The organism is Actinacidiphila paucisporea (assembly GCF_900142575.1).
Lineage (GTDB): Bacteria > Actinomycetota > Actinomycetes > Streptomycetales > Streptomycetaceae > Actinacidiphila > Actinacidiphila paucisporea.
In genome coordinates, this window is record NZ_FRBI01000005.1 from 278263 (window position 1) to 292186 (window position 13924).

General features: G+C 70.4%; 17 protein-coding genes and 1 pseudogene. 9 read left to right on the forward strand and 9 right to left on the reverse strand.

Features of this window, described 5'->3' with window-relative positions; translation table 11 throughout:
- Positions 1–33 precede the first annotated feature (33 nt).
- Both BUE44_RS10960 and BUE44_RS10965 read right to left on the reverse strand, forming a co-directional pair.
- On the reverse strand, positions 34–933 hold the full coding sequence (locus BUE44_RS10960) for an LLM class flavin-dependent oxidoreductase (protein WP_073496646.1): 900 nt from the start codon (positions 931–933) through the stop codon (positions 34–36).
- Positions 934–957: 24 nt separating this feature from the next.
- A complete protein-coding gene (locus BUE44_RS10965) occupies positions 958–1359 on the reverse strand; it encodes a hypothetical protein (protein ID WP_143172496.1) in 402 nt (133 codons plus the stop codon).
- Positions 1360–1563: 204 nt separating this feature from the next.
- On the opposite strand from BUE44_RS10965, the gene BUE44_RS10970 reads away from it, so the two are divergent.
- Together BUE44_RS10970 and BUE44_RS10975 are read left to right on the forward strand one after the other, a co-directional pair.
- Positions 1564–1845 carry a hypothetical protein gene (locus BUE44_RS10970; RefSeq protein WP_073496650.1) on the forward strand — a complete coding sequence of 94 codons (282 nt, stop codon included), beginning with the start codon at positions 1564–1566 and terminating at the stop codon, positions 1843–1845.
- Positions 1842–2234 carry a type II toxin-antitoxin system VapC family toxin gene (locus BUE44_RS10975; RefSeq protein ID WP_073496652.1) on the forward strand — a complete coding sequence of 131 codons (393 nt, stop codon included), beginning with the start codon at positions 1842–1844 and terminating at the stop codon, positions 2232–2234. The genes BUE44_RS10970 and BUE44_RS10975 overlap by 4 nt, the downstream gene beginning before the upstream one ends.
- A gap of 153 nt (positions 2235–2387) precedes the next feature.
- Here the strand turns inward: BUE44_RS10975 and BUE44_RS10980 are convergent, their stop codons facing one another.
- Positions 2388–2837: a hypothetical protein gene (locus BUE44_RS10980; protein WP_073496654.1), complete on the reverse strand. Its 450-nt coding sequence runs from the start codon at positions 2835–2837 to the stop codon at positions 2388–2390.
- A 273-nt stretch (positions 2838–3110) separates the two neighbouring features.
- On the opposite strand from BUE44_RS10980, the gene BUE44_RS10985 reads away from it, so the two are divergent.
- Together BUE44_RS10985 and BUE44_RS10990 are read left to right on the forward strand one after the other, a co-directional pair.
- A complete protein-coding gene (locus BUE44_RS10985) occupies positions 3111–3359 on the forward strand; it encodes a hypothetical protein (protein WP_073496656.1) in 249 nt (82 codons plus the stop codon).
- Positions 3356–3757 (forward strand): PIN domain-containing protein, encoded by a 402-nt coding sequence (locus BUE44_RS10990; RefSeq protein ID WP_073496658.1) that lies wholly within the window; start codon positions 3356–3358, stop codon positions 3755–3757. Before BUE44_RS10985 ends, BUE44_RS10990 begins: the two co-directional genes overlap by 4 nt.
- Positions 3758–3779: 22 nt before the next feature.
- Here the strand turns inward: BUE44_RS10990 and BUE44_RS10995 are convergent.
- Together BUE44_RS10995 and BUE44_RS11000 are read right to left on the reverse strand one after the other, a co-directional pair.
- Positions 3780–4022: pseudogene (locus BUE44_RS10995) on the reverse strand (LLM class flavin-dependent oxidoreductase); the annotation flags it as partial.
- A 160-nt stretch (positions 4023–4182) separates the two neighbouring features.
- Positions 4183–4581, reverse strand: coding sequence for a hypothetical protein (locus BUE44_RS11000; RefSeq protein ID WP_073496661.1), 399 nt, complete (start codon positions 4579–4581; stop codon positions 4183–4185).
- Positions 4582–4759: 178 nt separating this feature from the next.
- On the opposite strand from BUE44_RS11000, the gene BUE44_RS38425 reads away from it, so the two are divergent.
- Together BUE44_RS38425 and BUE44_RS11010 are read left to right on the forward strand one after the other, a co-directional pair.
- Positions 4760–5008 carry a hypothetical protein gene (locus BUE44_RS38425; protein WP_235002028.1) on the forward strand — a complete coding sequence of 83 codons (249 nt, stop codon included), beginning with the start codon at positions 4760–4762 and terminating at the stop codon, positions 5006–5008.
- Between the two features lie 59 nt (positions 5009–5067).
- Entirely contained in the window at positions 5068–5937 is an 870-nt protein-coding gene (locus BUE44_RS11010; RefSeq protein ID WP_235002030.1) for a hypothetical protein, read from the forward strand.
- A 74-nt stretch (positions 5938–6011) separates the two neighbouring features.
- Here the strand turns inward: BUE44_RS11010 and BUE44_RS11015 are convergent, their stop codons facing one another.
- From BUE44_RS11015 to BUE44_RS11030, 4 genes are all read right to left on the reverse strand, one after another.
- Positions 6012–6899 (reverse strand): DUF72 domain-containing protein, encoded by an 888-nt coding sequence (locus tag BUE44_RS11015; RefSeq protein WP_073496663.1) that lies wholly within the window; start codon positions 6897–6899, stop codon positions 6012–6014.
- 51 nt (positions 6900–6950) lie between these two features.
- Positions 6951–8012 carry a MerR family transcriptional regulator gene (locus BUE44_RS11020; RefSeq protein ID WP_073496665.1) on the reverse strand — a complete coding sequence of 354 codons (1062 nt, stop codon included), beginning with the start codon at positions 8010–8012 and terminating at the stop codon, positions 6951–6953.
- A 10-nt stretch (positions 8013–8022) separates the two neighbouring features.
- Positions 8023–8916, reverse strand: a complete 894-nt coding sequence (locus tag BUE44_RS11025; protein WP_073496667.1) for a metal-dependent hydrolase — start codon at positions 8914–8916, stop codon at positions 8023–8025.
- Between the two features lie 69 nt (positions 8917–8985).
- Positions 8986–10836, reverse strand: a complete 1851-nt coding sequence (locus BUE44_RS11030) for an SDR family oxidoreductase (RefSeq protein WP_073496669.1) — start codon at positions 10834–10836, stop codon at positions 8986–8988.
- Between the two features lie 212 nt (positions 10837–11048).
- Here BUE44_RS11030 and BUE44_RS11035 point away from each other — a divergent pair, with 212 nt between their 5' ends.
- The 3 genes from BUE44_RS11035 to BUE44_RS11045 all read left to right on the forward strand — a co-directional run bounded on the left by BUE44_RS11035 (position 11049) and on the right by BUE44_RS11045 (position 13880).
- Positions 11049–12032: an ABC transporter ATP-binding protein gene (locus BUE44_RS11035; protein ID WP_073496671.1), complete on the forward strand. Its 984-nt coding sequence runs from the start codon at positions 11049–11051 to the stop codon at positions 12030–12032.
- A 67-nt stretch (positions 12033–12099) separates the two neighbouring features.
- Positions 12100–12966 carry an ABC-2 transporter permease gene (locus BUE44_RS11040; RefSeq protein ID WP_073496877.1) on the forward strand — a complete coding sequence of 289 codons (867 nt, stop codon included), beginning with the start codon at positions 12100–12102 and terminating at the stop codon, positions 12964–12966.
- Entirely contained in the window at positions 12963–13880 is a 918-nt protein-coding gene (locus BUE44_RS11045) for an ABC transporter ATP-binding protein (protein ID WP_073496673.1), read from the forward strand. The genes BUE44_RS11040 and BUE44_RS11045 overlap by 4 nt, the downstream gene beginning before the upstream one ends.
- Positions 13881–13924 lie beyond the last annotated feature (44 nt).

The window sequence follows — 13924 nt, forward strand, 5'->3', positions numbered from 1 at the left end:
GGCCTTCTTTGGCGTCGCCGATGAATCGCGCGCTCAGCCGGCCAGCTGCGCCAGGCCCTCCGTCGCGATGCGCTCGAAGACCTTCGGGTCGACGGCGAAGTCCGAATCCGGGATCGGGTGGTGCAGCACGATCTCGGTGATGCCCAGCTCGGCGTGCTGCCCGGCGAAGTCCACGAAGGCGTCCACCGACTCCAGGGGGGTGTTCCTGTCCGGCGTGAATCCCGTGAGCAGGATCCGCTCCAGCTCTTCCGGATCCCGGCCCACCGCCGCGCACGCCTCGCCCAGCCGCTCGATCTGCCGGCGGATCGCCGCCCGCGACTGCGTCGGCGTCCCGGCCTCGAAAAGCGCCGGGTCCCCGGTGGTCACCCAGGCCTGCCCGTACCGCGCCGCCAGGGCGAGCCCGCGCGGCCCGGTCGCCGCGACGGCGAAGGGCAGCCTCGGCTGCTGCACGCACCCGGGGATATTCCGCGCCTCCTCGGCCGCGTAGTACGTGCCGCGCTCGGTGACCGCGCCCTGCGTCAGCAGCCGGTCCAGCAGCGCCACGAACTCCCCGAACCGGTCCGCCCGCTCGCGCGCCGTCCACGGCTCCTGCCCGAGCACGGTCGCGTCGAAGCCGGTGCCACCCGCCCCGATGCCCAGCACGACCCGCCCGCCGGAGACGTCGTCGAGCGTCATCAGGTCCTTGGCGAGCGTGACGGGATGCCGGAAGTTCGGCGAGGTCACGAGGGTTCCCAAACGAACGGTATCGGTGACGGCCGCGGCGGCGGTCAGCGTCGGCACCGCCCCGAACCACGTCCGGTCCCGGAACGTCCGCCACGACAGGTGGTCGTAGGTGTAGGCGGCATGGAACCCGAGAGCTTCTGCCCGCTGCCACACCTCCCGCCCCTGCTCGTGCCAGCGGTGGATCGGCAGAATCACAGTGCTCAGACGCATGAGGACGACGATACGGGCCGCCCGTCAGACCTTCCCGCGCCGCCAACGGTCGAACGGCTCCAGTCGGGCGATGGCGGGGGCGACCGCGCCTACGGCACCTGCGAAATCGTGGGCAAGCCGCACGCACATGCCCAGCAGATCACTGGCATCGCAAACCTCGACCTCCGGCTGCGGCACCCAAGAAGTACGCGAGACGCATTTGATGAGCACCCGATCGCCGTCGGGGCTGAAGGTCAAAGTGCGCTCAACCCCCTGCGAGTAGAGATCCAGCTCCACCTCCCGGCCCGAACGCAAAGCGTTGATCAGGCGCGGCAACTCCTCCACAAAGGCCGACATGTCGTAGCCGACGTCGAACACCCAGTCGTCCCGGCCGAAGCCGCCGATGCGGAAGGCGGCGTCTGTCCCGTCCAGAACACCGCATGCCACCAAGGCCAGGATGTAGTAGTCCTTCCCGTCCTCAAGATGTCCACGTGAGCACCGCGCGCACACGCGACGGCCTCCGGCGAAGGGCCGGTGAAGGAAAAGTGGAATGGCACGGTAATCGCTCCGTAGGTGGGGGCCCATCCGTGTTGACCGACCCGGCGACAGAGAGTCGCCCGAGTTCACACACTATGTACTACACTGGGGGCCATGGATACCCCCCGCTCCGGCAAGACCCGGGTCACCAGCGTCTCCCTGCGCGCGGAGACGCTGGAGGCGATTCGCTCGCGCGCGGGCAAGCAGGGTGTGTCCTCGTACATCGAGGAAGCCGTACAGCGCCAGCTTCAGCGTGAGGCCGTGGACGACCACATCGCGGAGTACGAAGCTGAGCACGGTCCCGTCGACCAGGCCGAGGTGGCGGCGCGGGTGGAGAGAATCCGGGCGCATCACGCGGCTCACCGCGGTGAGGCCACGCCGGCGGACGCTGCGTGAGCGGCACGCTCGTTCTGGACAGCGAGGCCCTATGCAAGCTGTCGAGGCGGCACCGCCACATGACGGTCTGGCTGGACGTGGCTCGCAGCCTCGACCTGCTGATCGTGACCAGTGCTGCAACGCTGGTCGAGGCGCGCGATCCCAAGGTCGTCCAGGCGGCGTTCGACTTCGCGGTCTCCCTCACCAAGGTGCGACCGATCACGGAAGAGACGGCCCGCTCCGCGACCAAGCTTCTGGCCGCCGAGGGACTTCATGGTCACAAGTACGCCATCGACGCGATGCTGGCGGCCACCGCACACGCGGAACACGGCGATGTGACAGTCGTGACCAGCGACGTGGACGACCTGCGGCGGCTCTGCCATCCGCGCATCGCAATCGAGCCGATCTGACATTCGCACGCGCAGGGGCGGTTCTCAAAGGAGCACCCGCAGGTCAGCCCGTGCGGTAGATCGGCAGGATCACAGTGCTCAGACGCATGGGGACGACCCTATGCCGCCCCTGCAGGACCGCGGCGGACGCCGCGGGAAGGGGAGGCCGGCCGGTCACTTGGTGCTTTTGCCGTAGCGCTTGGCCAGAACGGGGTCGGATTCCCACCACGGACCGGTCGGGCCGCCCATGTCGCCCTCGCTCGCACGGTCCTCGGGGGCCGGCGCTTGTACCGGACGTGGATCATGGATCCGCAAGCGGAAGACCAACCCGGGGAACGCCCAAAGGATCAGTGCCAACAGGGGCACCATCGCCGCTGCCATGAAGAGCCCTGTGCTGGAACTGACGATCCGGTACTTCTCACCGTCGGTCACGGTGATGTCGACCGTGTTCGACCTGTTCCCCCCGCCGGTGACCCGCACGGTGTGCGGACCCGGCTCAACCGTGAATTCCGCCGTCTCCCCTTGCCGGACCGGACCGACCTTGTGCCCGTCGATGACGACACCGAGCTTCCCGGCCCTGCCGAACGGTCGAGCCTCCGCCAGCACCACCAGAACCGCAGCCACCCACTACCTCCAGGTCTCCGCCGTGATCATGTGCAGGGACCGTACACCTGAACGATGGCCTGGCCGCGGTCTTTGTGTGCAGAGGCACGAGTGACACGGGCCAATCTGCCGTGCCCGTGAGCCCGGGGTGCCGAGAGCTACCGGGCGGCGGAGATTTTTCACCTGCCGCCAGCCATAAGTAGGGCCGACGATACGGTCCGGCGCTCGGACTTACCGCGCGCCCGGTGGCCGAAGAGGAAAGATACCGCGTGCATACTGCGGTATGCTCGCCGTATGGCTGACACGACCCGGATCACGGTCACGCTGCCGACCGAGCAGGTGGCAGAGCTGAAGAAGCTCACGGACAACGTCTCCGGCTATGTGGCCGAGGCAGTCGCCCGTCAGATCAGGCACCAACTGCTCGGGGTCGACCTGCGGAGCTACGAGGACGAGCACGGATCCTTCGGCGAAGAGGAGCTGGCCGAGGCCCGAGCGCGTATCGCGGGTGCGACGGGGACTGAGGGCGGCGCGAGCGCCGCGTGAGTCAGCACATCGAATCTGTTGTTCTGGACAGTGAGGGCCTGTCGGCCTGGGTCGCCCAGGACCGGAAGGTTCTGGGCCTGCTGAAGGTGTTTCACGAGATGGGCGCGGATCTGATCATCAGCGCGAACACCATCGTGGAGGTCAGCCATTCCCGCGTGGACATGCCGCGGCTCCAGTGGACACTGTCCCGGGTCAAGGTGGAGCCGGTCACAGAGCAGACCGCCAAGGAAGCGGCGCGGCTGCTCAAGACGGCTGGCCTGCACGGTCACAAGTACGCCATCGACGCGACCGTCGCGGAAGCGGCCCTGCGGCAGGCCGGGCCCGTGGTCCTCCTGACGTCGGACATCGACGGCATGGGCCGCCTGTGCGGCAAGCGGATCGGGCTCATCGGCCTCTGAGCCGCAGAACCGCAGGTCAGCCCGTGATGCGTGAACGCGGCTTGACCGAGGTCACCAGCGTCCCGAGCCGGATCCGCTCGGTCGCGGCCGCCGCCGCTGTGAGCGTGGGGATGGCCCCGAACCACGGCCCGTCCCTGAAGGTCCGCCACGACAGGTGGTCGTAGGTGTAGGCGGCGTGAAGGCCGAGAGCCTCGGCCCGCTGCCACACCTCCCGCCCCTGCTCGTGCCAGCGGTAGATCGGCAGGATCACGGTGCTCAGTCGCATGCTGCCGACCCCACGCGCTCGATCCGGGGTCGAGTTTCCGGCGCCTGACTCGTGGTGACGTGTTCGTCGTTCACCAGGAACAGCTCCCACGGCCGTGGCCCGCACGGCTTCCCGCCCGCCGCTGCGCGTCGCGGTCGTGTCGGTAAGGCAGGTGAGAACCTCAGCACGCCGAGATCGCGAACGGTAGCGGCGAGTGCGCGGACGAGGTCGGTTTCGGCATCGGTTCGCCACACCGGGCGAATGCCAAGGGCGGCATGTCGAGGACGGGGAGCCACCAGATGTTCGGCATACCCCAGTACCGGGTTACGTGGCTGGGGAAGCCGTGGACGACCTCGCCCATGCCGACCATGGTGATCAGATCGTCGGCGCCGGTCACAACAGTCCTGCCGCGCTCGATCGGCCGGCCCCTTCGGGTGTAGAAGGGCAGGTAGCTGTCTTCCCAGTAGTCCGGCAGGCCAGGTGCGGAGACGTGCGGAAAATCGGCGAACGTCTCCAATGACACCGAGGCCCGTACGGCGAGCTCGTCCTGGGCGTCGAGGTGACCGTGGTCGAGGTCCACCTCACGAACGACTCCCGGGTGGTCGCTCGTTGTACGCGGGAGGGGTTCCGGCAGGACATCGGCTTGCTGGAACTGCCCCTGCCGGTGCCGCCTCCGGACGGGGCTCACTGGGTCGAGGCGTATCGGCGCTGGGCCGGCTGTTGAGGAAAGCGAACCCGGACGAGTGATGAAGCGCGACGTGGACACCGTTCCAGATCTCGCACACGCCCTGCGGCGCAGCGCCGAACTGAAGGAAGCGCTGGTCGCGTTCGGGGAGAGCCGCGCCTTCGCACGATTCCTCACCCCGCTCCTGGCGGAGGCCGGCTGCCGTGAGGGCTCGTTGGACGAGACGACCGCGATCAACGTCATCGACCACTTCCTGCTGCAGTACCGCCGCCCGACGGCGAGACGGTCGTCGACCGCTTCGTCACCCGGCAGACGGCTCTGACCGAAGCCGACCGGCGGACGGTCCTGGCGTGGCGCGACCCGGTAGAAGGGCTTTTCGAGGTGCGGGGCAAGGACGGCGACTGCCTGCTCCTGCTCAACCTGCTGGACGACCTGGAGTACCGGACGTACACCAACGCCGGGCGGTCGGCCTTCCGCAGAGTCGCGAAGGGAGGCTTCCTCGGCGCCCGACTGGTCTCCCTGGCGAACGTACCCGGCGCATGGCTCGTCTCCGGCGTGATGTCCTCCTACCCCCGGACCGCCGCTTCGGAGATCGCCCGTGCGGCACTCGATCTGGCCACCGGCCGACCCGACCTCGTCTTCCGTAATCCGGAGAAGATCGAGCAAGGATGGCGCTCGATGCGTGAGGACCGGGCCGCGTTCGCCGAGTTCTGCGGCAGCGACGAACTGATCCTCACGCCGGAGGAGGCCGAGGACCGTATCAATGCCTACTACCTCCACCGGCAGGAGATCGCGGCCGGGCAACGTCCCGGCGCGGCTCGGGGCGAGCGGCGCCTCGTCCCGAACCGGCCTGCCTTCGCACTGCCGCCCGAACTGGCGGACTCGGACACCGTCGGCGTCGTCTACGACCAGGTCGACGGGCTCAACTTCTACGCCGACTACGGGATGCTGCGGGACCTCTTCGCGAACCCCGCCCTTACCGGCCGCAAACGGCACCAAGACCTGCTTCGCACCTACCTGCGCGAGGAGTCGATCACTCCACTGCCGATCCGCCGGCTGACCGCGGCATTCCCGGAGACGGCCGACGCGGTTTTCCGCGGACTCCTGCGGCAGCCTGGCTTCACCTGGAGCGAGCACGGGAATGCGCTCCTGCGCCGACGCAAGCCCTGGTACTACGAGAACGAGCCGCGCCCCGGGGTGTCCGTGATCGGCGACCGGCTCAGCGAACTGCTTCGCGTCCGGTCGCGCTGAAGGCGTGTTGAAGCCACCGCGCTGAGCCGACCGGGAAGGCCTCGCGGAGGCCCGCCATCGCACCGGCCGTGGCCTCAGCCCGCGACCGTCGCGGGGAGGCCGAGGAGGTGGCGCATCGACTCCGCGGCGCGGACGGCCGCATCGCCGCAGCAGTTGTTGAACAGGACGTGCACCTCGCGCGCCTGCTCCGCGAGCGAGCGGATGCGGGGCGTCCACTCGGAGAGTTCCTCGGGGGTGTAGGAGTGGCGGAAGCGGTCCTCCTTGCTGCCCGTCCCCCAGGCGCTGCTACGACCGTGGAAACGCACCACGGCGAGTTCAGGGCAGGTGACAGGCGCGACCGGCGGAACGGAGGTGGGGAGCGTCTGCACCATGTCGACCGCCACGGCAGCCATCCCCAACTCGGTCAACAGCGCGGTCGTCCCGGCGATGTGGTCCTCACGCCACCAGCCCGGATGCCGGAATTCCACAGCCACCGGCCAGCCCGCGGCACGCTCACGGCACTGGTGCAGGAAGGCTGCCGCCGGCCTGCCCGGCGCGAGCTGCCGCGGGAACTGGAAGACGAGAGTTCCCAGGCGGCCGGCCCGGCGGAGTGGTTCGAGTGCCTGGCTGAACCGATCCCACACCTCGTCGAGCAGACCGGGATCGGTACCGGCCCGACCCTGCCGCCCGGCCAGGGCGGGACGCAGGTCGACGGGCAGCGCGCTCGGCCGCGTCGGGTGCCCGGTGAGCAGGGAGAACGCCTTGACGTTGAACCGGAAGCCCTCGGGGGTGCGGTCAGCCCACAGAAGGCTGTTGCGGGCGCTGGGCAGTCCGTAATACGTCGCGTCGACTTCCACCACCGGGAACTGCGATGCATAGTGCCGCAGCCTGCCCTCCGCGTCGCGGTGGCCCGCCGGATACCAGCCGCTGGACACCAGAGCCTTGTCCGTCCACGAGCATGTGCCGACCATGACGTCTCCCATTCCGCCCGTCTGCCCCGGGCGACCGGACCCAACGCCGCGCGCGGCCGCGCCTCAGTGCCGGCGGTGGTCCCGGGCCGCGGGGTCCGAGCCGCCGCCGGAGGCGAGGGCGTCCATGCGGCGGGCGGCGACCTCGCGGTCGGCTGCGGCGGCCACGAAGGCCGGGACGCCGGCCGGGCCGACCAGCGAGCGGACCGCGGCGACGGTGGCCGCCGGCAGCGGGACCTGCACCGGGACCTCGCGCGGGGCCGGCCTGGGCGGTTCGGCCGGCCCCGCCGACTCGGCCGGATCCACCGGCTCCGCCGGACGGGCGGTCGGCGGGAGGGCGTCGCCGAGGTGGCGGCGTACGTGCTCGGTCGCCCGTAGCCGCATCGCGCGGGCCAGTTCCGCGTCGACGGTGTGCTGGGCCAGCGGCCGCAACCGGCGGACCAGGGCGGCGGCCTCGGCCGCCTCGGCGTCGTTGGGCGGGTGTTGCAGGAAGCGCTGGAAGACGTACTCGGTGGTGAATTCGAGGAACCGCTCCGAGATGTACTCCACCTGCCCGCGCAATTCCCGCAGATGGCCGGTGATCGCACCCAACGGCACACCGGCGGCGTGCAGTTCCACCGCGACGGCCAGCTCACGGGGGCTGGGCACCTCGAACTCGTCGACCGTGCCCGGCACCGACTCGAGCACCCCGAGCTGCAGCGCCTCCTCGACCGCGGACAGGTCGGCCACCCCGCCGAAGGCGGCGATCAGCTCCGGCAGGCCCATCCGTATCGGCTGCTCGTCGGACCACGGCCCGTCCACCTCGTCGACCAGGCCGAGCACTCCGCCGAGGCCGGTGCCCGCGTCCCAGGCGGCCAGCAGCTCCTTGATGCTGGCCAGGGTGTAGCCGCGGTCCAGCAGGTCGGCGATCTGCCGCAGCCGGTCCAGATGCGTGTCGTCGTAGACATTGGCCCGGCCGAGCCGCTCCGGTTTCGGCAGCAGCCCGCGGTCGGTGTACGCGCGGATGGTGCGGACCGTGGTCCCGCTGAGCCGGGACAGGTCCTCGATCCGGTACGCACCCTGCCCGGCGTCGGCGGGCGTGCTCACCTGTAGGCCCTCACTCGCTCGTATCCACGTGCTCGTTCTCATCCCTCGGTCGTCATGAGGCCGCCGCGTGCCCGGTCGGCCCGGCGGCGGCCCGGGCCGCGGGGGAGACGGCCAGATAGTCGACCGCCTTGCTCAGCGAACCCTCCTGCGACGGATGGTACGACCGGCGCAGATAGCGCGGCATGGCGGCGTGGAGCGATGCCCAGGAGGGGAGCAGCCCGCGGCGGGCCGCGGCGCGGTGGTCCCTGAAGCGGTACCGGCCCCATATCAGGTGCGGGTCGTGCCGCAGCAGATACCGGGCGCCGACCGTCCACAGGTAGAACAGCGCCGGCCAGGCCAGTGCCATCCCCTCCACCCGGCGCAGATAGCGCACCGCGCCGTGGCCGCCCGTGTGCTGGTACATGTCGAACGCCACCGCCCGGTGCTCGACCTCCTCCGCGCCGTGCCAGCGCAGCAGGTCCAGCATGACCTCGTCGGTGCCCGCGCCGTCCAGCGCCTCGGCGTCCAGGATCCAGTCACCGAGCACCGCCGTGAAGTGCTCGATCGCCGCCACCAGCGACAGCCGGAAGCGCAGCCACTCGCGCCGCGGTATCGGCGCGCCCCACGGCGGCTTCTCGCCGAGCAGCACGTCGAACATCCACTCCACATGGCGGGTGTAGGCGGCGGTGTCGAGACGCTGCTCGGCCAGGTGCTCCAGCACGTACGCGTGCTGCACGCTGTGGGTGGCCTCCTGGCCCATGAAGCCCTTGACATCCTTGAGCAGCTGCTCGTCGGTGACCAGCGGCAGCGCCTCCTTGAACACCTTCACGAACCACCGCTCGCCCGCGGGAAGCAGCAGATGCAGCACGTTGATGACGTGCGTCGCGGTCGGCTCGCCCGGAATCCAGTGCAGAGGGGTCTGCTTCCAGTCGAACGTGACCCGGCGCGGCTTGATCGGGTGACTCACGGCGTGGCCTCCTTGCCTGCAGCTCGGGTGGGGCTCGGGTGGGGTGGGACGGCGGGGTAGGGAGGTCGGTTACAGCGGGGGATCGACCCGGGCGAACGCCCGCAGCACGCCGGGCGACAGCCGGGACAGCAGACGGGCGCCCCGGGCCTCGGCGGTGACCGGGACGACGGCGGTGTCCCGCATGACCGCCCTGACGACCGCTCGGGCGACCTTCTCCGGCGGGTAGTTGCGCAACTGGTAGAGACGGGCGCTCCGCTCGCGGCGGCGTGCCTGCTCCTCGTCGCTGACTCCGGCGTGCCGGGCGCCGGCGGTGATCGGGGTGTTCACCAGGCCGGGGCATATCGCGCTCACTCCGATGCCGTGCGGGGCCAGTTCGGCCCGCAGGCATTCGCTGAGCATCAGCACCGCCGCCTTCGACGTGCTGTACGCGGGCAGCGCGCGGGACGGCAGGAAGGCCGCAGCCGAGGCGGTGTTGATGATGTGGCCACCCTCCCCGCGCTCGACCAGCTGGCGCCCGTAGAGCCGGCAACCGTGGATGACCCCCCACAAGTTGACGTCGAGGACCTGCTTCCAGTCCTCGGGCGTGGTGTCGAGGAAGGAGCCCGCCAGGCCGATTCCCGCGTTGTTGACGACCACGTCGGGCACGCCGTGGCTGTCGAGGGTCCGGGCGGCGAGCGCTTCCATCGCCGCGCCGTCGGACACGTCCACCGTCTCGGGCGACGCCGCGGTCGCGCCGATCCGCCGGGCCAGCTCCGCGGTGTCCGCGGCGCCTTCGCCGTCCCGGTCCACCGCCACGATCCGGGCTCCCGCTTCGGCGAAGGCGAGTGCGGTGGCCCTGCCGATTCCGCTGGCCGCACCGGTGACGAGCACCAGCTGGCCGCCGAACCGCTCCCTTGCCGCCGGAAGCACCCTGCCCAGCGCGGACGGCGGCAGCTTCCCCGGCTTCCCTGCCCGCACGCCGCCCGCGCCTGTGCCCGTTCCAGCCACTGCTCCGCCGCCGGCGCCTGCGCCGCCGGCGTTCTCCACCCCGGTGACGAAGTCGGTGATCCAGCGGGCCAGTTGCTGCGGCCGGGAGCGCGGCACCCAGTGCTTGGCGGGCAGCGTGTGCCGGGTCAGCCGGGGTGCCCAGTGCTCCAGGTCGTCGTAGAGCCGCTCCGACAGGAAGGCGTCACCGGTCGGGGTGATCAGCTGCACCGGTACGTGCGCGTACGCGTCGGGCCGCGGACGGCCGAGCCGCTGCCGCACGTTGTCACGGTAGAGCCAGGCGCCGTGCGCGGCGTCCTGGGGCAGCGAGGCGGTCGGGTAGCCGTCGGAGGGTAGTTTCTCCACCCGGGCCAGCAGCCTGGGCCACTGCTTGCCGAGCACGCCGCGCCAGGCCAGTTCGGGCAGCACGGGGGTGTGCAGCGCGTAGACGTACCAGGACTTGACGCCCTGCCCGAGCACCTGCGCGGCCCTGCGGGGGGTGGGACGGCGGACCCGGCGCTTGATCCAGTGGCCGAAGTGGTCGAGGGACGGTCCGGAGACAGAGGTGAAGGACGCCAGCCGGCCCGTCGTGCCGGGCACGGTGGCGAATTCCCAGCCCTGCACGGAGCCCCAGTCGTGGCCGACCAGATGCACGGGGCCGTCCGGACTGACCGCGTGGGCGACCGCGAGGAAGTCCTCGGTCAGCTTCTCCAGTGTGAAGCCGCCCCTGAGCGGCTCCGGGACGCCGGAGCGCCCGTGCCCGCGCACGTCGTAGAGGACCACATGGAAGCGGTCGGCGAGCAGCGCCGCGACGCCGGACCAGACCTCCTTGCTGTCCGGATAGCCGTGCAGCAGCACCACCGTCGGCAGCGCCGTGTCACCGTATTCGGCCACGCACAGCCGGACGCCGTCGGCGCCGGTCACGAACCGCTCGTCCGCACCCGTCGATCCGTCCATCCTGCTCACCGCCCCTCCCCGCACGCCGGCCACACCGGCAGAAGCTGACATTGATGACTGTGACATCGCTCGATGACACGGTCAAGGCCCGGTCCTCGCCCTGTGGAAAACTCTGTGCCCCCGAAGGGTGACAGCCTGTGGTCGTAGCGACCCCTACGGGTGGTCAGCCCCCAGGACTACATGGATCCAGCACCCCGGACTGACGTCAGACTGTGGTGCGGGCCACTACGGTCGAGCCTGTGACTGTGATCGCTACCGAAAGCCTGAGCAAGCGGTACCCGAGGGTGACCGCTCTTGACCGGCTGTCCGTGGACGTCACCCCCGGTGTGACCGGGCTGGTGGGGGCCAACGGGGCCGGGAAGTCGACCCTGATCAAGATTCTGCTGGGGCTGTCCCCGGCCACCGAGGGTCGTGCCGCCGTGCTCGGCCTCGACGTGGCCACCGAGGGTCAGCAGATCCGCAGCCTGGTCGGCTACATGCCCGAGCACGACTGCCTGCCGCCCGACGTGTCGGCAACCGAGTTCGTCGTCCACATGGCCAGGATGTCCGGGCTGCCGCCGACCGCCGCGCGCGAGCGCACCGCGGACACCCTGCGGCACGTCGGCCTGTACGAGGAGCGGTACCGCCCGATGGGCGGTTACTCGACGGGCATGAAGCAGCGGGTCAAGCTGGCGCAGGCGCTGGTCCACGACCCGAAGCTGGTGCTGCTCGACGAGCCGACCAACGGCCTCGACCCCGCCGGCAGGGACGAGATGCTGGGCCTGATCCGCCGGGTGCACACCGACTTCGGGATCTCGGTGCTCGTCACCTCCCATCTGCTCGGCGAGCTGGAGCGCACCAGCGACCAGATCGTCGTCATCGACGGCGGCAAGCTGCTGCGGGCCTCCTCCACCAGCGACTTCACCCAGGCCACCGCGTCCCTCGCGGTGGAGGTCACCGACCGGGAGAGTGAGCTGCTCGGCCTGCTGACCGGCGCGGGACTCACCGCACAGGCCAGCGGGCACCTGCTGCTGGTCGACATCGCCGGCGACGACACCTACGACACGGTGCGCGACGCCGTCGCGGGCCTCGGCGTCGGCCTGGTGCGGATGGAGCAGCGCAGGCACCGGATAGCCGAGCTGTTCATCGACGAAGACACCACCCCGACCAGGGAAGACGCCCCGAGCAAGGAAGGAGACGGCCGTGACGCAGCCTGACGTCGCCGCCCCCGGCGGCCCCGCGGGCCCCGCCGCGGGCGCCGCTGCCGGTTCACCCCCCGATGTCATCCACAACATCGGGTACCGCAACTACACCGGTCCCCGGCTGGGCCGCGGCTATGCCCGGACGGCGCTGTTCTCGCAGAGCCTGCGCGGTGCCTACGGGCTCGGCCGCAGCGCCAAGTCGAAGGTGCTGCCGATGATCCTGCTGGGTGCGATGTGCGCGCCCGCGCTGATCATGGTCGCGGTGACGATCTTCGCGAATCGGCCCGACCTGCCGGTCGCGTACACCCGCTACGCGGTCGTGCTGCAGGCGGTCATCACTCTCTTCGTCGCGGCCCAGGCCCCGCAGTCGGTCAGCCGCGACCTGCGCTTCAAGACCACCCCGCTGTATTTCTCCCGCCCCATCGAGCGGGTCGACTACGTGGCGGCCAAATACGCCGCTCTCACCGTGGCGCTCTTCCTGCTGACCGCGATACCGCTTGTCATCCTCTACGTCGGCGCGCTGCTGGCGAAGTTGAGCTTCGCCCACCAGACCGCCGGGTTTGCGAAGGGCCTGGTGTCCGTCCTGCTGCTCTCAGTGCTGTTCGCCGGGATCGGCCTGGTCATCGCCGCGATCACACCGCGCCGCGGGTTCGGGGTGGCGGCGGTCATCGCCCTGTTCGTGATCAGCTACGCGGCCGTCTCCGCCGTGCAGGGGGTCGCCGACTCCCAGGAGAAATACCACGTCATCGGCTGGCTCGGGCTGTTCTCGCCGATCACCCTGATCGACGGCTTCCAGACCTGGTTCCTCGGTGCGCGCTCCGCCTTCCCGGACGCGGCGGGACCGGCGAACGCCGGGATCGGCATGCTCTATCTGCTGGTGCTCCTGGCGGTCATCGCCGGCACCTTCGGCCTGCTGATGAACCGCTACCGGAAGGTGGGCCTGTCGTGACCACGATCAGCATCGACAACGTCTCGCGCTGGTTCGGCAATGTGGTGGCGGTCAACGACATCACCATGACCATCGGACCTGGTGTGACCGGCCTGCTCGGCCCCAACGGCGCGGGCAAGTCCACCCTGATCAACATGATGGCCGGCTTCCTCGCGCCCTCCAACGGCAGCGTCACGCTGGACGGCGAGGCCATCTGGCGCAATGAGCAGGCCTACCGTCAGATCGGCATCGTGCCCGAGCGCGAGTCGATGTACGACTTCCTGACCGCGCGGGAGTTCGTCGTCGCCAATGCCGAGCTGCACGGCCTGCCCGACCCGCAGGCCGCGGCCCAGCGGGCGCTGGCCACGGTCGAGATGGAATACGCGCAGGACCGGCGGATCGAGACGTACAGCAAGGGCATGCGGCAGCGCGCGAAGATGGCGTCCGCGCTGGTCCACGAGCCGTCGGTGCTACTGCTCGACGAGCCCTTCAACGGCATGGACCCCCGGCAGCGGCTGCAGCTGATGGACCTGCTGCGGCGGATGGGCGCCGCGGGCCGCACCGTGCTGTTCTCCTCGCACATCCTGGAGGAGGTCGAGCAGCTCGCCCACCACATCGAGGTGGTGGTGGCCGGGCGGCACGCCGCGTCGGGCGACTTCCGCAAGATCCGCCGCCTGATGACCGACCGCCCGCACCGCTATCTCGTCCGGTCCAGCGACGACCGGCGGCTGGCGTCCGCGCTGATCGCCCACGCGTCCACCGCGGCGATCGAGCTGGACCTGCGGGAGGACGCCCTGCGCATCCAGGCCGTCGACTTCGCCGGCTTCACCGAGTTCCTGCCCCGGATCGCCCGCGACCACGGCATCCGGCTCTTCACCGTCTCGCCGTCCGACGAGTCCCTGGAGAGCGTCTTCTCCTACCTGGTCACGGCGTAAGGAGCCGACCGACATGTCCGTCACCACCGCCCCGGCCGGCCGCG